This window comes from Colwellia sp. MB3u-4 (assembly GCF_014077065.1).
GTDB lineage: Bacteria > Pseudomonadota > Gammaproteobacteria > Enterobacterales > Alteromonadaceae > Cognaticolwellia.
The window spans coordinates 107,630-128,150 of the sequence record NZ_JACGVE010000045.1 but is presented as its reverse complement, the minus strand read 5'-3'; the positions used below and the strand labels follow the sequence as shown (position 1 = coordinate 128,150).

At 39.3% G+C, this 20,521-nt stretch carries 16 protein-coding genes; 10 read left to right on the top strand and 6 right to left on the bottom strand.

The features are described 5' to 3' along the window. Position 1: 1 nt before the first annotated feature. From H4J61_RS01795 to H4J61_RS01780, 4 genes are read left to right on the top strand one after another with little or no spacing between them, the layout of a single operon-like run. On the top strand, positions 2 to 1,813 hold the full coding sequence (locus tag H4J61_RS01795; protein WP_182183125.1) for an ABC transporter permease: 1,812 nt from the start codon (positions 2 to 4) through the stop codon (positions 1,811 to 1,813). After that, complete coding sequence (locus H4J61_RS01790) at positions 1,810 to 2,472, top strand: ATP-binding cassette domain-containing protein (protein ID WP_182183122.1); 663 nt, start codon at positions 1,810 to 1,812, stop codon at positions 2,470 to 2,472. The genes H4J61_RS01795 and H4J61_RS01790 overlap by 4 nt, the downstream gene beginning before the upstream one ends. An 11-nt stretch (positions 2,473 to 2,483) precedes the next feature. Next, the gene (locus H4J61_RS01785; RefSeq protein WP_182183120.1) at positions 2,484 to 3,161 is read left to right on the top strand and encodes a CDP-alcohol phosphatidyltransferase family protein; all 678 of its coding nucleotides are present in this window, start codon (positions 2,484 to 2,486) and stop codon (positions 3,159 to 3,161) included. Beyond that, entirely contained in the window at positions 3,162 to 3,962 is an 801-nt protein-coding gene (locus H4J61_RS01780) for a sterol desaturase family protein (protein ID WP_182183117.1), read from the top strand. It abuts the gene before it with no gap. A gap of 358 nt (positions 3,963 to 4,320) precedes the next feature. Here H4J61_RS01780 and bktB read toward each other — a convergent pair whose 3' ends face one another. Together bktB and phbB are read right to left on the bottom strand one after the other, a co-directional pair. Beyond that, a complete protein-coding gene (gene bktB / locus H4J61_RS01775) occupies positions 4,321 to 5,505 on the bottom strand; it encodes a beta-ketothiolase BktB (protein ID WP_182183115.1) in 1,185 nt (394 codons plus the stop codon). Between the two features lie 397 nt (positions 5,506 to 5,902). Continuing rightward, on the bottom strand, positions 5,903 to 6,625 hold the full coding sequence (gene phbB, locus H4J61_RS01770) for an acetoacetyl-CoA reductase (RefSeq protein WP_182135974.1): 723 nt from the start codon (positions 6,623 to 6,625) through the stop codon (positions 5,903 to 5,905). A 479-nt stretch (positions 6,626 to 7,104) separates the two neighbouring features. On the opposite strand from phbB, the gene H4J61_RS01765 reads away from it, so the two are divergent. Then, positions 7,105 to 7,881: a 3-hydroxybutyrate dehydrogenase gene (locus H4J61_RS01765; protein ID WP_182135973.1), complete on the top strand. Its 777-nt coding sequence runs from the start codon at positions 7,105 to 7,107 to the stop codon at positions 7,879 to 7,881. Between the two features lie 306 nt (positions 7,882 to 8,187). Here H4J61_RS01765 and H4J61_RS01760 read toward each other — a convergent pair whose 3' ends face one another. After that, positions 8,188 to 9,405: a polyhydroxyalkanoate depolymerase gene (locus tag H4J61_RS01760; RefSeq protein ID WP_182183112.1), complete on the bottom strand. Its 1,218-nt coding sequence runs from the start codon at positions 9,403 to 9,405 to the stop codon at positions 8,188 to 8,190. Positions 9,406 to 9,714: 309 nt separating this feature from the next. Between H4J61_RS01760 and H4J61_RS01755 the strand changes: the two genes are divergently transcribed. The 4 genes from H4J61_RS01755 to phaP (H4J61_RS01740) all read left to right on the top strand — a co-directional run bounded on the left by H4J61_RS01755 (position 9,715) and on the right by phaP (H4J61_RS01740) (position 13,417). Further along, positions 9,715 to 11,478: an alpha/beta hydrolase gene (locus H4J61_RS01755; protein WP_182135971.1), complete on the top strand. Its 1,764-nt coding sequence runs from the start codon at positions 9,715 to 9,717 to the stop codon at positions 11,476 to 11,478. A gap of 164 nt (positions 11,479 to 11,642) precedes the next feature. Continuing rightward, positions 11,643 to 12,107: a polyhydroxyalkanoate synthesis repressor PhaR gene (gene phaR, locus H4J61_RS01750; protein WP_310649792.1), complete on the top strand. Its 465-nt coding sequence runs from the start codon at positions 11,643 to 11,645 to the stop codon at positions 12,105 to 12,107. Positions 12,108 to 12,211: 104 nt separating this feature from the next. Further along, complete coding sequence (gene phaP, locus H4J61_RS01745) at positions 12,212 to 12,766, top strand: TIGR01841 family phasin (protein ID WP_182183110.1); 555 nt, start codon at positions 12,212 to 12,214, stop codon at positions 12,764 to 12,766. A 213-nt stretch (positions 12,767 to 12,979) separates the two neighbouring features. Continuing rightward, positions 12,980 to 13,417, top strand: a complete 438-nt coding sequence (gene phaP / locus H4J61_RS01740) for a TIGR01841 family phasin (RefSeq protein WP_182135311.1) — start codon at positions 12,980 to 12,982, stop codon at positions 13,415 to 13,417. An 878-nt stretch (positions 13,418 to 14,295) separates the two neighbouring features. On the opposite strand, the gene dps is transcribed toward phaP (H4J61_RS01740), so the two are convergent. Then, complete coding sequence (gene dps / locus H4J61_RS01735) at positions 14,296 to 14,871, bottom strand: DNA starvation/stationary phase protection protein Dps (RefSeq protein ID WP_182183107.1); 576 nt, start codon at positions 14,869 to 14,871, stop codon at positions 14,296 to 14,298. Positions 14,872 to 15,019: 148 nt separating this feature from the next. Next, the gene (locus H4J61_RS01730; RefSeq protein ID WP_182135325.1) at positions 15,020 to 15,937 is read right to left on the bottom strand and encodes a patatin family protein; all 918 of its coding nucleotides are present in this window, start codon (positions 15,935 to 15,937) and stop codon (positions 15,020 to 15,022) included. Between the two features lie 526 nt (positions 15,938 to 16,463). Here H4J61_RS01730 and H4J61_RS01725 point away from each other — a divergent pair. Next, entirely contained in the window at positions 16,464 to 17,510 is a 1,047-nt protein-coding gene (locus H4J61_RS01725) for an NAD(P)-dependent alcohol dehydrogenase (RefSeq protein ID WP_182135303.1), read from the top strand. Positions 17,511 to 17,757: 247 nt separating this feature from the next. Here the strand turns inward: H4J61_RS01725 and H4J61_RS01720 are convergent, their stop codons facing one another. Beyond that, on the bottom strand, positions 17,758 to 20,307 hold the full coding sequence (locus H4J61_RS01720; RefSeq protein WP_182183105.1) for an excinuclease ABC subunit UvrA: 2,550 nt from the start codon (positions 20,305 to 20,307) through the stop codon (positions 17,758 to 17,760). Between the last annotated feature and the right edge of the window lie 214 nt (positions 20,308 to 20,521).

The window sequence follows — 20,521 nt, the reverse complement described above, 5'->3', positions numbered from 1 at the left end:
AATGAGCCATAAGCTGACCAGCAATTCCTTAAACAACCGTCCTCTAAAAGATGAGACCAAGCTGATCGACACACTTTTTAGTACCGTGGTAAAATTCAGCCCTAAATTATTAATAGCGATATTAATTTTACCTGTGCTGGGTGGTTTATTAGGTGTGCTTTTACCGGCCTTTGGTTGGTTACCGGCTTTAGACAGAACTCAGTTTGGCTTACAAGGCTTTCAGCAACTAGTACAAACACCCGGCATAGCTCAAATGATCGGCTTGAGTTTTTTCAGCAGTATTGTCAGTGGTTTATTAGCTTTTGTTATGACACTTTTACTGTTAGCCAATTATTTTGATAGCCCGTGGTTAGTACGTATTCAACGTTTGTTAGGGCCTATTTTAGTGATACCCCATGCCGCGGCCGCAATAGCTATTGCCTTTTTGATCACACCTTCAGGCATGATTGCTCGCCTACTGTCACCTTGGTTAACCGGTTGGCAAAGTCCGACAGATTGGTTACTGCCCCATGACCCTTACGGTATTAGCATTATTATGGGTTTAACGCTAAAAGAGCTGCCTTTTTTATTATTAATGACTTTGGGCGCTATTGCTCAACCCGAGCTTAATATCAAGTTACGGGCGCAATATCGTGTTGCACTTAGCTTAGGCTATTATCCGATAACGGCGTTTTTCAAGGCCGTACTACCTAACATTTATCCGTTAATGCGTTTACCCATGTTAGCCATACTCGCATACGCCAGCGCCAGTGTAGAAATGCCTTTAATATTGGGGCCAAATACACCACCGACATTAGCTGTGGCCATTATGAACTGGTTTCATGATGTCGATTTAAGCTTGCGAATAAAAGCCTCCGCTGGGGCAATATTACAATTGTTCGTTACGCTTTCGGTGCTATTCACTTGGTGGCTATTAGAAAAACTAAGCCAAGCTATAAGCAGTAAAAGCTTAAGTAACGGTCAGCGCACATACGGTGATGTTTTCTGGTCTAAAATCATCAATATTTTTACCCTGTTGTTAATCAGCTTTATTGCCTTGGCTTTGATTGGTATGGTGTTTTGGTCATTTGCCGGCTACTGGCAGTTTCCGTTAGCACTGCCTGAACAATGGGTAATAATGCATTGGCAATCGGCTTTGCTACAAGTACAAACACCGATAATAAACTCACTCTCCATTGGCTTGGTCGCGACTAGCATTGCCCTCATTTTAACCTTGCTGACCTTAGAATTTGAAAAACAAAACGGGGCCCAGCTCTCACGCTTTAGTAGTGTGATTATTTATTTGCCATTAATGATCCCCAGCATTGCTTTTTTATTTGGCTTAGTCTGGCTACAAGAAGCAGTTCATAGTAAAGCAACCTTTATCAATGTTGCCTTGGCACATTTACTGTTTGTTTTACCATATGTATTTTTATCTTTAGCCACCAGTTATCGCCTGCTTGATTCGCGTTATGCACAAGTAGCAGCAAGCTTAGGTGCATCGCCGCTTAAAATATTTTTACAGCTGAGTTTGCCACAATTATTAATGCCTATAATGATGGCCAGCGCATTAGGACTTGCCATTAGTTTTAGCCAATATTTACCAACATTATTAGTCGGTGGTGGGCGGCTTAATACCGTGACCACCGAAGCGGTAAGCTTAGCCAACGGCGCTAGTCGCCGCACAAGTGCGGTTTATGCGCTAATACAGATGCTTTTACCCGCCATCGCTTTTTCACTCATTTGGCTGATATCGAGGCGAAAAAACAGACAAAAGGCTCAAGTAAAGCACAATAACAAAACAACACGTTATATCACTAAGGTTAACCGATGAGCAGTTCTTTTGAGATAAACAGTTTACAGATAAAAAATTTAACCATAATGCGCCAGCAAACACCTTTACTAGCACTTAACGAAACGATAAAAGGTGGTGACGTACTGACCATAATGGGGCCGTCAGGCAGTGGAAAATCAACCTTGTTAAATTGGCTAACCGGTATGTTGCCCAAAGAATTTCAAGCCGATGGTCAGCTTTATCTCAACGGCGCTAATATTACCAAAGTCGCCAGTTATCGGCGTAATATCGGATTATTGTTTCAAGACGCTTTGTTATTTTCGCATTTATCTGTTGCTGGTAATATTGCTTTTGCGATGCCTAAAGGCGATAGCAAAACACGCGCAATAAAAATTAGTCAGGCACTGTCTGATGTGGGTTTAGCTGGTTTAGAAAATCGCCAACCTGAGAGTTTATCTGGCGGACAGCAAGCACGCGTGGCGTTATTACGGGTATTATTGAGTCAACCTAAAGCCATATTATTGGATGAGCCATTTAGTAAATTAGATAGTCAGTTACGCCAAGAAACTCGACAGTTAGTCTTTGAACAAATTAGACAACACCAATTACCTGTTATTATGGTGACACATGATGAGTCGGACGCCATAGCGGCTAATGGCAAAGTGTTGCACTTAAAGACACCACAACAAGACATTTAAGAAACAGACTTATGCTAGATAAATATATTACGCCTTTGATAAAGCCTTTGTTACAGCCTGTGGTTAGTTTGTTAGATAAACGCCAAGTAACCGCAGATCAACTGACCCTAGTCGGTTTTATAATAGGTTTGTTAGCTGTGCCTTTTTTAGCCTTAAACTTATGGAATTTAGCTTTAGCTGCCATTGTACTAAACCGGCTATTTGATGGCTTAGATGGCGCACTAGCACGGCATCAAAACAACAGCACCAGCGCAGGTGGCTTTTTAGATATTTGCCTCGACTTTTTATTCTATGCTGCGATACCACTAGGTTTTGCATTGGCTAACCCCGAGCAAAATTCTTTAGCCGCCGCAGTATTGTTAGCGGTATTTATGGGGACTGGATCGAGCTTTTTAGCTTTTGCTATTCCGGCCGAAAAACTCAACTTGGACAAACCTCAATTTGCTTACAAAAGTTTTTATTATTTAAATGGCTTAACCGAAGGCACCGAGACCATTCTTATTTTTGTCGCATTTTGTTTATGGCCACAATATTTTGCTGAACTTGCCTATGGCTTTGCTTCATTAGCGGCAATAACAATTGTTACACGGGTTTATGGCGGCTATCATACGTTGAAAGAACACAGCTTAAAAAAGCCAACTAAGACGGCGAAAAATAATGCTAAAGATAAGTTAACCGAGGGGCAATAAATGTCAGATACCAGTTTACGATTAAGTATCTTCTTTGCCATTTTTATCACTATGTTAGTGCTAGAAAGCTGCTTTCCTGCGCGTAAAAGCAAACTGACTAAAGGTGTTCGTTGGTTAGGTAACTTTTCTTTGTTAATTTTATCGTCAGTCGTTGCTAGGTTATTAGTACCTATTGGTGTTATCGGTATTGCTTTGTATAGCTCAGCACAAGGTATTGGCCTATTCAATGTCATTAACTTACCAAATTGGCTGAGTATTGCTTTGAGTTTGTTATTATTAGATTTAATGATTTATTGGCAACATCGCCTTTTTCATCTTGTGCCGATACTATGGCGTGTTCATAAAGTTCATCATGCCGACAGTCATACCGATGCCAGTACGGGTTTGCGCTTTCATCCCATTGAAATAGTGTTAAGTATATTACTTAAAGGCGCAGCGGTTATTGTACTTGGCGTACCTGCACTTGCGGTGATTATTTTTGAAGTAGCGCTCAATGGCTTTTCGCTATTCAATCATGCCAACATTCGATTACCCCCTTGGTTAGAGCGACCATTACGAACCATACTTATTACGCAAGAATTACACCGTATTCATCATAGCCAAGTAGTAGAAGAAACTAATAGCAATTATGGGTTTAGTGTTAGTTGGTGGGATAGAATATTTGCTAGTTATAAGTCACAGGCACAAAAAAGTGATGAGGATTTAGCTATAGGTCTTAAAAGTTTTCCCGCCAATAAAAAAAATGCCAGCTTATTTACCTTATTAAAAATGCCTTTTAATAAGGTAAATAAATCTAAATAAACTCAACAAGGTAATCGGCTCAACTAAATTTAGACAAGCTAGTTAAGCGACTTTTTTCAATTTCATCATTTCGCTTTCATCATTTTTTGGGCTTTGTAACCCAAATGATGAAAGCGGCAACGACTATAGAACATCACTATCTAATTCACTATCTAATTCAATGTGTATTGCTGTACTTCAAAGCGTGCTTGGTCATTTTTCCATTGCATTCATTCTTGTTTTAAGCGACCAAAAAACTGATGTGGCTGGAAATCAACCACGATTATCTAAACCGTCACGCTACACAATAAACGCTTTACATAAAAAGGGGGGCAACACAATGTTGCCCCATTAATACGATTAAACGTTCAGGTTAAATTTATAAACGTTCAAATATAACGGCAATACCTTGTCCGCCACCAATGCACATAGTAACAAGTGCGTACTTGCCACCTACACGATGTAACTCGTGAATAGCTTTAGTGGCAATTACTGCTCCTGAAGCACCAATAGGGTGACCTAAAGCAATTGCGCCACCATTTGGATTAGTTTTTAATGGGTCTAAATCAAGTCCTTTAGCAACGGTTAATGCTTGTGCTGCAAAAGCTTCGTTGGATTCAATAACGTCCATATCAGTAATAGACAAGCCGGCTTTAGCCAATGCCGCTTTAGAGGCTGGAATAGGACCTTCGCCCATAACATCGTTAGGAACACCGGCAACTGCATAAGAAACCATGCGTGCAATTGGCGATAAATTATTATGGCTTGCATAGTTTTCACTCGCTAGCGTTAAGAAGGATGCAGCATCGTTTATACCGGAGGCGTTACCTGCGGTTACGCTACCGTCTTTTTTAAATGCTGGACGCATTCCGGCTAAAAATTCTGCCGTTGTGCCTGCTTTTATATGCTCATCAGTTTCAAAGAAAGTGCTGCCACGGCGGCTCTTAAGCTCTATTGGCACAATCTGGCTTTTAAAATAACCCGCTTCTACCGCTTTAGCGGCACGAGCGTGTGATTCTGCAGCGTAAGCATCTTGTGCTTCACGGCTTAAATGCCATTTAGTCGCTAGGTTTTCAGCAGTAATCCCCATGTGACCAACGCCGAATGGGTCAGTTAATGTCGACACCATCATATCAATCATGGCACTGTCCCCCATACGCGCACCGGCACGCATAGCCGGTGACAAATATCCCCCACGTGACATATTTTCAACACCACCGCCAATCGCCAACTGATGATCACCTAACATAATACCTTGGGCCGAACTCACCACTGCTTGCAAGCCAGAGCTGCATAAGCGATTAAGTGCCATTGCAGTAGAGTTTAAAGACATGCCGGCTTGAATAGAGGCTACTCGCGCAACATAGGGAAAGCGGGATTCAGTGGGTATAGTATTACCCACTATCACTGATTCATATTGCTCCGCGTCTACTCCTGATTTTTTAATACTTTCGGCTAATACTTGTCCTGCCAACTCAGCCGGCTCTATGTCTTTTAAACCGCCCGCAAAAGTACCAACAGCAGAACGCACGGCACTTAACACTACAACACTATTTACACTCATAATAATTTTTCCTCGCTAATTTAACGGATTCATATGTATGTTGATTTCAGCACTCAATGTAAAACTCGAATAATTTTTTGCAAATAAGTAAATATAAGTAAATATAAGTAAATAAAGAAAGTCTAAAGAGTTAGACAAAAGTGCTATACATGCAAAACAAAAAGTAGATAATTGTTTATCTACTTTAATAATATAAAAGTTATAACATGATGTTTTCTATGCCCTTTCCACTTCAAAATGCAGTTTTAGCGTTAAGCTAGCAAGTCAGATCAAGTTACGATATAAAGATAACGGCTGCACCCTTATCAAGTATTACACAGGTTTTTTAGGCTGCACCTGTGTACCTAACCCTTGTCACATACTGAAATCTGCATCTTAAAGTTAAGCAGGTATATAATTAGTACATGTGCTGACCACCATTAATGGATAAGGTCGAGCCAGTAACAAAACCAGCTTCATCGGCCACTAAAAATAATACAGAACGTGCGATATCTTCTGGTTGACCTAATCGCCCTACCGGTATTGTTCTAACAATTTTTTCTAAAACATCAGCAGGAACTGCTCGAACCATATCCGTTTCAACATAACCTGGGGCAATCGCATTGACGGTAATGCCTTTTGCAGCGCCTTCTTGCGCTAATGCTTTGGTAAAACCATGGATACCAGATTTAGCGGCTGCATAGTTCACTTGACCATATTGACCTGCCTGGCCATTAACCGATCCTATATTAACAATACGTCCAAATGAGCGCGCTCTCATACCTTCAATAACAGCGCGAGAAGTATTAAAACAAGAAGATAAATTGGTTTGAATAACTTTATTCCATTGCTCAAAATCCATTCTGTGCATGGTGCCATCCCTAGTAATACCGGCATTATTTACAAGAATGTCGATTGACCCGATTTCAGACTCTATATCATGAATACTTTTACTTACACTTTCAAAATCGCTGACGTCAAATTTAAACGACTTAATACCTGTTCGCTCTGTGAATTCTTGAGCTGCTTGATCATTGCCAGCATAATTCGCGATAACAGTGTAACCATGTTCTTTTAGCATTATGCTAATAGACTCGCCTATACCACGTGTTCCACCTGTTACTAATGCAATGCGTCCCATATTTGTACTCCTTGTTGTATTTTATAGTGACTCTATAGAGGTTTGTAATCCGTTTATTAACACTGTTTTCATTTTAAACGTGAGCAATATACCAACACCTATCGTACAACTAGCATACTAACGTTTGAAAAAATCGATGTTAATTTCTTTATGTTAATTTTTTTAATGCTATATATTTTACATTTTTCACTTTCTGTTATGTTACTAGCTTGTTAAATAACTTTAGTCAGTGTTTGTGTTTAAAACAACTTTTTAGTGGTTCTTTATTGTTCTAAAACAAATTTTTACTGGTTATTAATTGCGCCAAAATAATCGGTGTTATTTTACTATAATGTCTACACATTAACGTTTTGTGAATGTGCTGTATAAAACCGCAATTAGTTCAACTATCACTCAACAATGAAATGGTTTTGTTAACATTATCGGCGTATCATTATATTCTGTTGTTATTTGACGCAATCAATAAAGGGAAGTAAAACATGACTCAAAAGAAAACAGCTTTGGTAACGGGTTCTGTCAGTGGTATTGGCTTAGGAATAGCAAAAAATTTAGCTAAGCAAGGTTATAAAATCCTTATTAGCGATATTAATTTAGTTGTGGCACAAGAGGTTGCTCAAGGTATTAACCAGTCAGGAGGAGATGCCTTAGCCTTTAAGCTTGATGTGACGGTTCAAGCTGATATTGATAATGTTATTGCGCATGCCAATGAATTTAATAACCGTATCGATGTTTTAGTCAATAATGCCGGCATTCAATATGTTGCTAAATTAGAAGATTTTCCAGCTGATAAATGGCAATTAATTACTAATGTATTATTAGTCGGACCCGCAATGATGACCAAAGCGGTATTACCTTTGATGAGAGCTAATAATTTTGGTCGCATTATTAATATTGGCTCTTTACATGGTTTAGTCGCGTCGCCATACAAAAGTGCCTATGTTGCTGCCAAGCACGGCATTATTGGTTTTTCTAAAGTGATTGCGTTAGAAACTGGCGAGCAAGATATTACTATTAATACTATTTGTCCTGCCTATGTAAAAACGCCACTCGTTGAGAAACAAATTGCTGATACAGCAAAAGAACATGGCATTAGTGAAGAAGAAGTTGTTAACAATATTATGTTGGCCCCTATGCCAAAAAAAGCATTTATTGATATAGAAGAAATATGTGCTTCAGTGACTTATTTAGCCAGTGATCTAGCTAAAAATATGACCGGACAAACTATGGTATTAGATGGTGGTTGGGTAGCAAGGTAGTCGAGTTATCTCAATTCGTTACCTATATCCGTTACCATCAAGAGTACAGATTTTTGGTATTAATTAACCTGATTTGAGTCAAGCATAGTAATTTTAAGCCCATCGAAGCTGTATTTACACTATATAATTTATCCTTGGGCCAAGTTGTAACAGAAGAACCCTTTTTACATTACAGCACATTGAATTAGATTAACTCAAGCGCTAAAACATACAATTTAATGGCTACGGGCGTACAAGTGATGAGAAAGTAGGTTTGATCAAACCTACTTTTAAGTTAGTCAGTAAACTATTGCTCTAATACAACCGTTAGTTATATTTTTTAATAAATTTTGTGATACTAGGCGCGATTCTATTGCGAAAAGCTGAGCCACTGAAGGTGCCAAAATGACCGACACCATCAAAAATTTCATGCAGTTTATCTTGTGCTGAAATATTAGCACACAAAGATTGTGCGGCTTCAGTTTGACCTAAAGAACAAATATCATCATTTCGCCCTTCAATGGTATGCAAAGGAGTATGAGTTATTGACGACAAATCAACTAGTTCACCTCGGTAAGTCATTTTACCATTGGCTAGGTCTTGATTAATAAAAACTCGGTCAATGGTTTCTAAATAAAACTCACCATTAAGATCTAATACCGCTAGGTATTCATCATAAAAATCACGGTGACTTGCTCTCTTTTCTTCTTTGCCATGAAAAACATGGCTAATATAATCAGTATGTTTCTTTATATGGCTTTCTATATTCATCGACAGAAAAGAGGCTAATTGAATAAAGCCAGGATATACTTTTCTGCCAGCACCTGGAAAGCGATTAGGCACGGTCATAATAACGTTATTTTCAAACCAACTTAAATCTTTACTATTAGCATATCTATTAAGCTCGTTAGGATTAATACTAGTATCAATAGGACCCGCCATCAATGTAAGTGATTTAGGGCTGCAAGGATCTTTCGCTTTAGCCATTACCGCTGTTGCTATTAACGCCTGAACCGTAGGTTGACAAACGGCTAATACGTGCGTGTTTTCACCTATCTCATGCATAAAATCAATGAGGTAACTTACATAGTCATCAAAACCAAAATTTCCTTCGGATAAAGGCACATGTTTAGCATCTAGCCAATCAGTAATGTAAACATCATGGTCTGCAACTAAACGCTCTATTGTAGCTTTTAATAAAGTGCCATGATGACCTGAAAGCGGCGCCACTAAAAATAGTTTGGGTTGCTTAACATTGGTATCTTGTGCGAAATGAATTAAATTACAAAAAGGTTTTTTTAGAATGACTTGTTCGGTAACACCAATAGATTTGCCATCAATTAAAGTTGTTTTAACATCATAAGCTTGTTTGTCATAAATTTTAGTGTAGTGATAGGCACTATCAAGTCCCGCACTAATGCTTTTTCCTAACAAGGTCTTTGCATAAGGGTTAAACGGGTGAGTTATGAATTGCTGACTCAAGGCAATAAAACCATTCATCATTTCGGCTGAGCGAGTATATAAATCGTAAGTTTGATACATCATCTGTTGTTTATCCTGCGGTGCAGCATTTATATATAAAATGAGTGTACATAGCAAATCTGTATTGGTCAATAATATTTTGCTGCACCGCATCAAAAATAAATATATCTTAAATGTTCACTCATTATAAACACGCATTATGTAGCTTAAATTTACGTTTGAAGACACGGTTAACATAAATAATAAGCAAATATGTTTGTATCTTATTAATATTGTTTGTAACTTGTTTGTTGATAATTTGTTAAAAATACTTTTACTTTGTGTTTTTTAACCGCAGATAAATTGTAATCATATAATTTAAAGGGATATATTATGGAATCAAGTCAACAGAAGGAAGTAATTGATTTTTTAGGGCAATACACAGAGGTATTTAATAGTCTGGTCAAACAAGTTTTACATGATCCTGATAAAAAAAGTTTAAATTCAATGATGGATTCAGAAAAATTATCTCAACTTTTATCTAAAGGGGTAAAAGTTGATACTGCCATGTTATTTAATAAACAAATGTCTTTTATGAATCAGCAAGCTGAGCTTTGGCAGAGTGCGACTAAAGCATTAATGGGTACAAAAGTTGAGCCTGTGGTGTCAGAGCAGCATAATGATCGAAGGTTTAAAGACAGCGAATGGTCTGAAAACCCTGTTTATAACTATTTAAAACAGTCTTATCTATTAAATTCTAACATGATGCAAGAAATGGTTAACAGTTTACATTTCGAGGATGCCAAAGCCGAAGAGCAAGTTAAATTCTATACTCGACAATATATCAATTCTGTTTCTCCAACCAATAATGCATTAACCAATCCAGAAGTTTGTCGAGACATTTTAGAGTCTAAAGGCGAGAACCTGATCAAGGGGTTACAAAACTTTATCCAAGACTTACAACAAAGTCCTGCCGATGCACTTAAGATCACCCAAACAGACCCTGATGCGTTTACTTTAGGTGAAAACTTAGCCTATACCCCTGGTGATGTCATTTACCAAAATGACTTAATTCAATTGATTCAGTACAAAGCCAGTACTAAAAAAGTTAATGAAGTCCCACTATTGTTTATTCCACCTTGTGTTAATAAGTATTATGTCTTAGACATGGACGAGAAAAAATCACTGATAAAATGGGCAGTAAGTCAGGGGCATACGGTATTTATCATTTCATGGGTAAATCCAGACGCAAAACTTTCTCATAAAGGCTTTAATGACTATATGAAAGAAGGGCCAATTGCCGCACTCGATGTGATTGAAGAAGTCACAAAATCAAGCAAAATCAATGTGGTTGGTTATTGCATTGGCGGCACATTATTAGCAACAACCCAGTCATACTTATTGGCAAAAGGTGATACTCGAATAAACTCGTTAACCTTTTTAACCACATTATTAGATTTTGAAGAACCGGGTGAAATAGGCGTTTATCTGTCTGAGGAAGTATTACCTTTCTTGAAAAAAAATATTAAAGAGAAAGGCATCTTAGATGGCCGCGTGCTTGGTTTAGCGTTTAGCATGTTACGTGAAAACAGCCTATTTTGGTCATATTTTGTCAATAACTACCTAAAGGGCAAAGACCCTGCGCCGTTCGATCTTTTATACTGGAACAGCGACTCTTCAAATTTACCAGCAGAAACCTTTGATTTTTATATCAAGCATACCTATCAAGAAAATAACTTGATAAAAGATGGTGCCGTTGAAATTGAGGGTGTTGCTATAGAACTCAGTAAAATTAAAACACCCAGTTATTTCTTAGCCACCATTGCCGATCACATAGTGTTGTGGCAAGCATCATACAAAGGAGCTAAAGTGCTTTCTGGACCAACAAGGTTTGTTTTAGCTGGCTCTGGTCACTTAGCCGGTGTGGTTAACTCTGTCGATCATGGCAAATATCCACATTGGGTTAATGACGAACTTTCTGACTCTGCAGAGCATTGGTTTGAAGGCGCGACAAAAAATGAAGGGTCTTGGTGGACAGATTGGGAAAATTGGGTTGCTCCTCAATCAGGTCAGCAAGTAACCGCACGTAAACAAGGATCTAAAAAACATGTAAGTATAGAAGCGGCTCCCGGCAGTTACGTTAAAAAGCGTAATTAGTATCGCTATAACCCCCCTCTTTTCTGCGTTATCTTGTTAACCTGATAGCACAGCTGAAAGTTAAACTAAAAAGCGACCAGAAAGGTCGCTTTTTTTCTAGAGAGTATATCTGTTATACTGAACACCAATAGCACTTACACTAAATTTTTAGTAACTTATCGTAAGTGAAAATTAATAACCGACTGAGATTATTACCCTTGATCACAATTAAAAGATATCCAAACCGTCGTCTGTATGACACTACAAAGAGTCATTATGTAAATTTGGATTATATTAGAGAATTAGTTATATCGAATCAAGAGTTTAAAATAGTTGACTCGAAAACAAGTGAAGATAAAACTCGTAGTATTTTAGTTCAAATTATAAGTGAAGAAGAAACAAGTGAGCGACAATCGCTGTTAACCAATACCTTATTGAAGCGCTTAATATGTTTTTATGGCAATGATAACCAAGATTATTTACAACAATTTCTTGAACAAAGTCTTGCTGCTTTTATTGAACATCAGGATGATATTTTAAAACTGAGCAATGACATTAATAAAAACTCTCCTTTTGGTTTATTTAGCAGTATTGTCGAACAAAATATGAATATTTGGACTAAATTCCAGAAGCCAACAGATAAACAGTAACAAAATGTTGCACCGCAACAAAATAATAATTGACTAAAAACTTAAATATTGGTTAAATTCTCACCAAATGATGCTGCTTATCAGCAAAAATTAAGGAGAAGTTTATGTTTAATCAATTTACAGATTTATTTCAAACCTCATCAGACCCAATTGATAAGTTGGTCAAATTAAATATATCAACAGCAAATGCTATTGCACATCAACAAGGCTTGCTCATTACCAGTTTGTTTAATGACAGTATGTCATTTAGTCAAAAGATAATGACAACACCAGACATAAACATTTTTGTTGCCGAACAAGCAAAATTTAGTGCCTATGTGCAAAATGAATTAACTGATGCCATAAAACAAACCTCTGAAACACTCACCCATGCGCAAAAAGATGCAGAAGAAATTCTTAATGATTCTTTTGCCGTATTTTCCACTAAAGTGAATGAAACTTTAGTGGAAAATGTCGCCGTTGCTCCAGAAGTGCTCAATAAAAATAAAACTCAGCCAGCGAAACAGACTGCAGTACAAACATCAGCACTAACAACAACTAAAGCCGCACCAAAAAAAGCTAAAGTAAAAACCACACCAAAAGCTGAAGTTAAGGCTACGCCAAAAGCTGAAGTTAAAGCTACGCCAAAAACTGAAGTTAACATTATATCTAAAAAATAACTAAAACTTGTATTAACGCTATAGATTTAAACTGAATCAAAGATTTACTTTTAAATTATAACTATTATTTTACAATGACTTGAACTGGCATTAAAACTTTATGCTGCACAGCAGCAAAAAAAACATTGACGACTCTGTTGTGACCACTTATACTCAATTTGAATTGAATTGCTGCACCGCAGTATAATATAAAACTAAATAGGAACTATCATTATGTTTACACAATTAACTGAACAATTTACTACTGCAATGAAATCATTAAACAATACAGACCAGTTCACTGCAGCAATGAAGCCATTTAATACCCTTGTAGAACTTAATACTAAAACGGTTGAGCAATTAATCAATCAGCAATCAGCATTAATGACTACGATCCTGAACGACAGTGCAGCTCAAACTAAAGCATTGTCAGCTCAGAAAGATTTAGCCGCAGCGATTGAGTCACAAAAAGCTTACACTGAAGCGCTTCAAGCGAAAGTTACTGCTTCAGCTAAAGAGACTTATGATGTTGTCACTAAAACTTCTGAAGAAGTAACCAACTTAGTTAAAGATTCTATGGCGAACGCGACTAACACAGCTAAAGATTCTATGGCAAAAGCGACCAGCACTGCTAAAGAAACTATGGCAAAAGCGACTACCGCTGCTAAATAATTTATGACTAATAAATAAGCTTATTTGTGCTTGTTAATGAAAAACCAGTATCTTGATACTGGTTTTTTTTGTCGCTAAAAAGTAAAAGGCAAATAGTATCCGCTTCATTAATTAGGTGAGCTATTGTATACGCAGGAAAAAACAGATATAAGAGTTTTATTTTAATCAATAATTTTTCTAATGATTAAAATAAAATAGATAACGAAGTAAAATAATCATAAAGTTAGTAAGCTTGGTATAAGTCTTAATCAGGTTATACCAACAAGTACTAGCGTAATTAAACCCTCATCAAAAAATCACGCTCAACTAGCTCTAGCTTGTATTCACATATCTTTGCAGAGCTACACATAAAATTGACAACAGCGGCAGACTTACCAAAAAAAGTACTCTACCTTTTATAAGATATGTACTTTATCAATCCCCTGATATGACTAAATGGGCCATGACGCACGAGTAAAGGCCACTAATACCAATTTAGAAGCAAAAAAGTCTATAATTAATATAGTTAGATGGTTAGAAATTTAAAGCTAAAAATTAGGCTTTCAGTCAATCAACCGCTATTGGAACCGCGTTTGCTACTAACCTAGTAGCCAGTGATCCCGACTTATCCATCGCTTTGCCAAGAAGAATGTACTATCCAATTGACCCTGGTATGAGTTATTAAATTCCGATGGTATGCCAAAAATCGAAGACGAAGATGCAAGCACTGAGAACGAGGATGCCGATGACGAGTCAGAAAAGAGCAAATTTTAGCTATAGCTTAGTTATTTAAGCGTCGGATGAATTCGTGGAATTTGATACCGTATTGAAATATATGTAGAAGAGATTGATGACGCCAAAGGCGCCATCGTAGATAAATGTAATTCGATCCGCTGGGTTTAAGAAAGTGCAGATTTTGCTGCAGCCAACTCGGTTTGGCTGTTGGCAGTGAGTAAATCACCATCAGAGGATTCAAGATGCGCACGAATGAACCACTGGAACTGCTCAAGATCAGTCAACTGACCAATTAGCATGTCTTCCGATACCGGATCAAGTTCTGCCATTTCACCCATTGCTTTGCGATGATCACCGTTTACCCCGTTATACACTAAATCAAGGGCGGCCAAATGCTCGATGGCCAATGCCTTACCTAGCGAATAGTCATGCCAAGTGCGACGGTCAGCAATAGATTGCGGAGTTCCTACCGGTGATCCGCCCAAAGTAGCTATTCGCTCTGCGATGCTGTCGGTCATATTACGCACCGCGTCTACTTGAGGGTCTAGCATTTCATGAACGCCGATGAAATTGGGGCCAACAACGTTCCAATGAACGTGCTTTAGCGTAAGGGCCAAATCGATCAGTGCCACCATACGGTTGTCTAAAGTCGATATTACTCGGTTAGCAGACGCTTCATCCATGCCTGGCACTGTGAATTTAGTTGTTTTTTGCTGATTTATTTGATTACTTATAGTCATTATTTCTCCTATATGCTTCAACATAACCGGAGAGGTATACCTAGCCAAAAATGGCATAAAGTGCCCCTCCCTGACCCATCCACACTATCAAATGCGCAAACCCTTTGTCAAACAACAGAAACCGTCTTTGATATCACGAGTGAAAAATTTATGATGTCTGCAAAAAAGCATTACCCGCATCGATACCGGCACGATAATCATGCTGTAAATCCATATCCGAACTGCCTAAGCTTTTACTTCGAAGATGGTCTTTAGCAAAAATTTGAATGAGCTCAACATCATCAGGAGGGTCAGCGATAAAGGCGAGTTCTTGACGATAAGCTTGCTCATGCTGAACCAAATAATCAATGGTTTTTGGGCAATGTCCAGACGAGTAAATCCATGACTTTAGTTTGTTTATCCAAACCGACTGAGCATGAAGATCAGCATTAACAGTGCGAATAATAACTATTTTTCGCGCACCGCGGCGATAGGCTTCACGCACGGGTAACGGCTCAGCTAGGCCACCGTCAAGGTAATAATCAGCTTGAGGTGCTTGTGCCTTATTAAACGAACGAGCAGTTAACCTAGGCGTAAGTTTAACTCCTTCTTTATATAAAAAAGGTAATGCACTCGAGGCTTTAAGCAATTTTCGCCAATGAGTACTATTGCCGTTTGGGCGCAAAAAATAACCTTGCCTATCACGTGAATTTGTTGCGGTGATCAATAATTCTCGTTTTCCCAATGATTTCTTTGCCGCTGCAAAGTCTAAGGCAAACCTACCTTGAATGGTGTTATCAAAGTACCAATCCAAATCCACAACATTGCCCCCAACTAATCCACGGCCTAGCTTATAAAAACGCTTTTGACGTGATAAACCACGGATTAATTGTTTAGCATAGCCTTTTTGACGAGATAAAAAGCTCGTGATATTTTGCGATCCCGATGACGTCCCTATAAATAAATCGAAAGGATCAAAGTCATTTTCTAACCAAGCATCTAACACACCTGCAGTGAATATTCCTCGTTGACCACCACCTTCAGCAATCAGCGCTATGTTTACGCTCAAATCAATTCGCCCTTTTATTGTTGACCTTACACTTTGTTGTTCGTGAAGATAACTCCCCGAACACCCTTTGTGACTCAGACAAATGCAATCTAAAACAGAAAACTTCTAATATTAGTTAAAGCTTAATTTATTTATTAACATACAAATGCTATCACAATTCAATAAAAAACCATTAAACCTTGAATTAAATAAATAATAAATATTAACTTAACATTGATTAAGGGCGTTAAAGTCTAAAAATAAGCTACAACAATAGGTAGATGTGTAATTACAAACCCAATCAAACTATACACTTAACAAGAAAAAGCGTCTAACTGGAAGTCCAGTGTGACCGACAAACCCCTTTGACTGAGTTTGTTTAATATTGCTTCTTTAAACTTGCTTGAGTACCTTTGATAATTCGCGAACGTTAACTTACCGCACCCTGTTTATTTATAAAATTAATTGAGGCGACACTATACAGACACAACAAGGGGGGTTTACATTCAGAACTCATGTTCCATACTCCCATAGTCTTAAATTTTTAATAGACTATGGAGTTATGATGAAGACAACAGGATATGCAGCAAAAAGCCAAGGCTCTCAACTCACTGAGTTTTCTTTCGAGCGCCGCGATTTACGCGATAATGATGTAGAAATTGAAATTCTTTACTGTGGTGTGTGCCATACAGATTTACACGCCGTACGAAACGATTGGGGCGGCAGCGAATACCCTCTAGTACCTGGACACGAAATTGTAGGTAAAGTAATGTCGATAGGTAGCGGCGTTACAAAATACAAGCAAGGCGATACAGTCGCTGTTGGTTGTATGGTCGACTCATGTAAAAGCTGTGACCAATGCGATAACCACGAAGAACAACTGTGTCGCGAGGGTATGGTTGGAACTTACTCGGGTAAAGACAGAATAAGTGGAGAAATGACCCAAGGCGGTTATTCAAAACATGTTGTTGTGCGTGAAGAGTTTGTACTCTCCGTTCCTGAAAGTTTAGAGCTATCACGCGTTGCACCACTCTTATGTGCTGGCATTACTACGTATTCTCCACTACACAAATGGGACGTTAAAGAAGGTAGCCGTGTTGCAGTCGTTGGCTTAGGCGGACTTGGCCATATGGCAGTTAAAAACGCTGTCGCTATGGGAGCAACCGTCACCGTCATTGGCCGTAGTGAGTCTAAAAAAGATGATGCGATAAACTTAGGCGCACAACATTACTTAGTATCAACAAACGATGATGAAATGGAAGGTTCGAAGTCTGCATTTGATATCATCATTGATACCGTACCTGTAAAACATGATTTATCAATTTATACACCCCTACTCGATATAGACGGGACACTTGTTATTGTTGGACAAATAGGTCCAGTTGACGAAGTTAACACGGTACCATTATTAATGGGTCGTCGTCGTATTGCAGGCTCATTAATTGGTGGCATTAAAGAAACTCAGCAAATGCTTGATTTTTGTGGTGAAAACAACGTATTGCCCGAGTGTGAAATGATCAATATTGACGAAATTAATACCGCCTACGAGCGAATGGAACGCTCTGATGTTCGCTATCGTTTTGTTATTGATATGGCGTCGTTAAGCGCATAATTATTTAATGAGTAATTAATAACTAAAACCAGCACTGTAAGCAGAGCTGGTTTTTTTTGCCGCGCCGATTGCATAGTTTTCATGACATTTTAAAACAGCGACAGACAAGTAAAGTTATATTAGAAATAAATCAACAACCACTTAAAAGCGCTTTCATAATGTTAGTGTGAGTTTCAAACTTTAATGTCTTATCGCAAACATTAATAGCCAGTTTAATACATTAATATGCTCGCACATTCTCCTGAGTCTAAGACAACATAAATGGCGCCGTTAGACTGGTCTTCGATTTTGCTACTTGTGCTGGTGGTCCTTGTGCGACAACTAATCCACCTTCATCACCAGCGCCAGGTCCAATGTCGATAACCCAATCGCTGCTGCTAGCAACCTGCATATCGTGCTCAACCATAATAACGGTGTTACCTGAGTCAACCAATCCATTTAATTGCAGCATTAACATCGACACATCTTCTTGATGCAGGCCCGTAGTGGGTTCATCGAGCACATAAAGCGTATCGCCGCGCTGTGACCGCTGCAATTCTGTTGCAAGTTTAACCCGCTGAGCTTCACCTCCCGACAGTTCTGTGGCGGGCTGACCAAGTCTGAGGTAGCCTAGCCCAACCTGCAGCAACGCATCTAGTGCCCGCACTACTGAAGGTTCATTTTCAAAGAATTCGCGCGCAGTCTCTACCGTCAAAGCAAGGACTTCGGCGATGTTTTTGTCGCGATATGTTACCTCAAGTGTCTTGTCGTTATAACGCTGGCCTCGACACACTGAACAAGGGGAGTAGACACTAGGGAGAAATAACAATTCCACACTAACAAATCCCACGCCTTCACAATTCGAGCAGCGTCCCTTAGCAACGTTGAAAGAAAAACGACCAGCGTCATAACCGCGTGCTTTCGACTTTCGAGTCGAGGCAAATAACTTCCGCACATGATCAAACAGGCCGGTGTAGGTTGCAAGGTTTGAGCGCGGAGTGCGACCAATTGGCTTCTGATCAACGCTGACTAATCGTCGCACAAGCTCCATGCCCGCAACGATCTGTCCACTGGTTGATGTTTCTAACTCTCGTTCAAGTAAGGCCGTCTCGTCACTGGGCACCTCAACGGTCTTTTTTTGACCCAGCGCATCGTAAACCAGTTCGACAAGTGCCTGACTCACTAGACTAGATTTACCCGAACCTGAAATGCCAGTAACAGTTGACATAACACCGAGAGGGAATTCAATATTTAGCCCCTGAAGATTGTTTCGTTCAACCCCTTCTAACTTCAACCATGCCGTAGGCTTTCTTGGCAACTGTTTCGCGCTAGCAAGGGGTGAGAAAAGATGGTGACTGGTATGTGAACCTTTAACTGCACGCAAACCTTCTAACGGTCCGTTGTAAATCACTTCGCCACCGTGGCTGCCCGCGTTTGGGCCAATGTCTACAATCCAGTCAGCATGTTGAATAACGCTAACATCGTGCTCAACCACGAATAAGGAGTTGCCAGCTCGAATCAGTTCATCCAATGCCCCTAACAAGGATTGAGTATCGGCTGGGTGCAGACCTGCCGAAGGTTCATCTAATACATAAACGACGCCAAACAGCTGTGAACGGATCTGTGTTGCCAAGCGCAAGCGCTGTAGTTCGCCCCCTGACAAGGTTGGTGTGCTGCGCTCCAAAGACAGGTAGCCCAAGCCAAGCGTTGTGAGCGCTTCAACGCGAACCAAAATATCTCGGGTAATTCGCTGAACAACAATGTTTTTTTCTTGATGCGGGTCACTTTTTGTTGAGGCTTTATTGCCAGCATCGCGTAAGCGTTTAGCTAGCTCATTTAAAGTTAAGCGCGACAGTTCACCAATATCAAGTCCAGCAAATTTAACCCTTAAAGACTCTCGTTTTAATTTCTTTCCCTTGCAGTCTGGGCATTCAGAAATATACATGAATTGGGAAACACGTTTTTTAGTTCTTAGACTTTGGGTGGTCGCAAAGGAGTGCATAATAAAGTGTTTAGCGCTCGCAAACGTGCCCATATAATGAGGCTTTTCACCCTTATCAATCGCCTCTAACGTTTGCGCGAAATCATATTCGGGGTAAACCGGCACGGTGGGTGTTTCTTCAGTAAACAGGATCCAGTCACGCGTCTTCTTCGGTAGCATCTTCCACGGTTTATCAATGTCGTGTCCAAGAGAAACCAGTATTCTGCTAAGGTTCTTACCTTGCCACGCAGGTGGCCATGCTGCAATGGCACCCTCTCTAATCGTCTTAGTATCATCAGGAACAAGCATCTTTTCTGTGACTTCAAAAACTCGCCCAATGCCATGGCATTTGGGGCAAGCACCTTCTGGTGTGTTTGCAGAAAAAGAATCTGCATACAGTATTTTTTGCCCTTGCGGATACTGCCCAGCACGAGAATAAAGCATGCGTAATGCATTGGAAATTGTTGTCACACTCCCTACAGAAGAGCGAACAGAGGGCGTGCCTCTTTGCTGCTGCAGTGCGACCGCTGGTGGCAGACCGTCGATTGAGTCGACGTCTGGTTCATCTACTTGATCGATTAATCGGCGAGCAAAAGGAGAGACTGAATCAAGATAGCGGCGCTGTGATTCTGCAAACAGAGTCCCGAAAGCAAGCGATGACTTTCCAGAACCAGAGATGCCCGTAAATACAACGAGTGCGTTACGAGGTAAGTCTATATTGATATTTTTCAGGTTGTGAACGCGAGCTCCGCGCACTTGAACACAGTGTTCAGCATCACAAGGGACGCTATTTACTTTCTTTGGGGTGATAGTTGATCCTCCTTTAGCTTTACTCATTTAAACTTTTACTTCTTTTTGTTGCGTCACGTTGTCTAAGTAATAGTGCCATGACCCATACTGATTGAGGCCCAACCTATTCTAACTAACACAGCACATAAAACAGTGTTATTTTGTATTCCGCTAATTAATAAATGGAACGCTTAAAAAACTAAAATCTTGCAAGCAATTAATATTAAAATAACTTTTACCACTTTATCTATTGTTCTTTTTA

Coding starts and splice junctions, on each gene's coding strand:
- phbB (WP_182135974.1), bottom strand. CDS start 6,625: ATGGGACGCATTGCATTAGTAACAGGTGGAACACGTGGTATAGGCGAG.
- phaP (WP_182183110.1), top strand. CDS start 12,212: ATGTTTAATCAATTTACAGATTTATTTCAAACCTCATCAGACCCAATT.
- phaP (WP_182135311.1), top strand. CDS start 12,980: ATGTTTACACAATTAACTGAACAATTTACTACTGCAATGAAATCATTA.
- dps (WP_182183107.1), bottom strand. CDS start 14,871: ATGACTATAAGTAATCAAATAAATCAGCAAAAAACAACTAAATTCACA.
- H4J61_RS01725 (WP_182135303.1), top strand. CDS start 16,464: ATGAAGACAACAGGATATGCAGCAAAAAGCCAAGGCTCTCAACTCACT.
- H4J61_RS01790 (WP_182183122.1), top strand. CDS start 1,810: ATGAGCAGTTCTTTTGAGATAAACAGTTTACAGATAAAAAATTTAACC.
- H4J61_RS01765 (WP_182135973.1), top strand. CDS start 7,105: ATGACTCAAAAGAAAACAGCTTTGGTAACGGGTTCTGTCAGTGGTATT.
- H4J61_RS01755 (WP_182135971.1), top strand. CDS start 9,715: ATGGAATCAAGTCAACAGAAGGAAGTAATTGATTTTTTAGGGCAATAC.
- H4J61_RS01720 (WP_182183105.1), bottom strand. CDS start 20,307: ATGAGTAAAGCTAAAGGAGGATCAACTATCACCCCAAAGAAAGTAAAT.
- H4J61_RS01795 (WP_182183125.1), top strand. CDS start 2: ATGAGCCATAAGCTGACCAGCAATTCCTTAAACAACCGTCCTCTAAAA.
- H4J61_RS01780 (WP_182183117.1), top strand. CDS start 3,162: ATGTCAGATACCAGTTTACGATTAAGTATCTTCTTTGCCATTTTTATC.
- H4J61_RS01785 (WP_182183120.1), top strand. CDS start 2,484: ATGCTAGATAAATATATTACGCCTTTGATAAAGCCTTTGTTACAGCCT.
- bktB (WP_182183115.1), bottom strand. CDS start 5,505: ATGAGTGTAAATAGTGTTGTAGTGTTAAGTGCCGTGCGTTCTGCTGTT.
- H4J61_RS01760 (WP_182183112.1), bottom strand. CDS start 9,405: ATGATGTATCAAACTTACGATTTATATACTCGCTCAGCCGAAATGATG.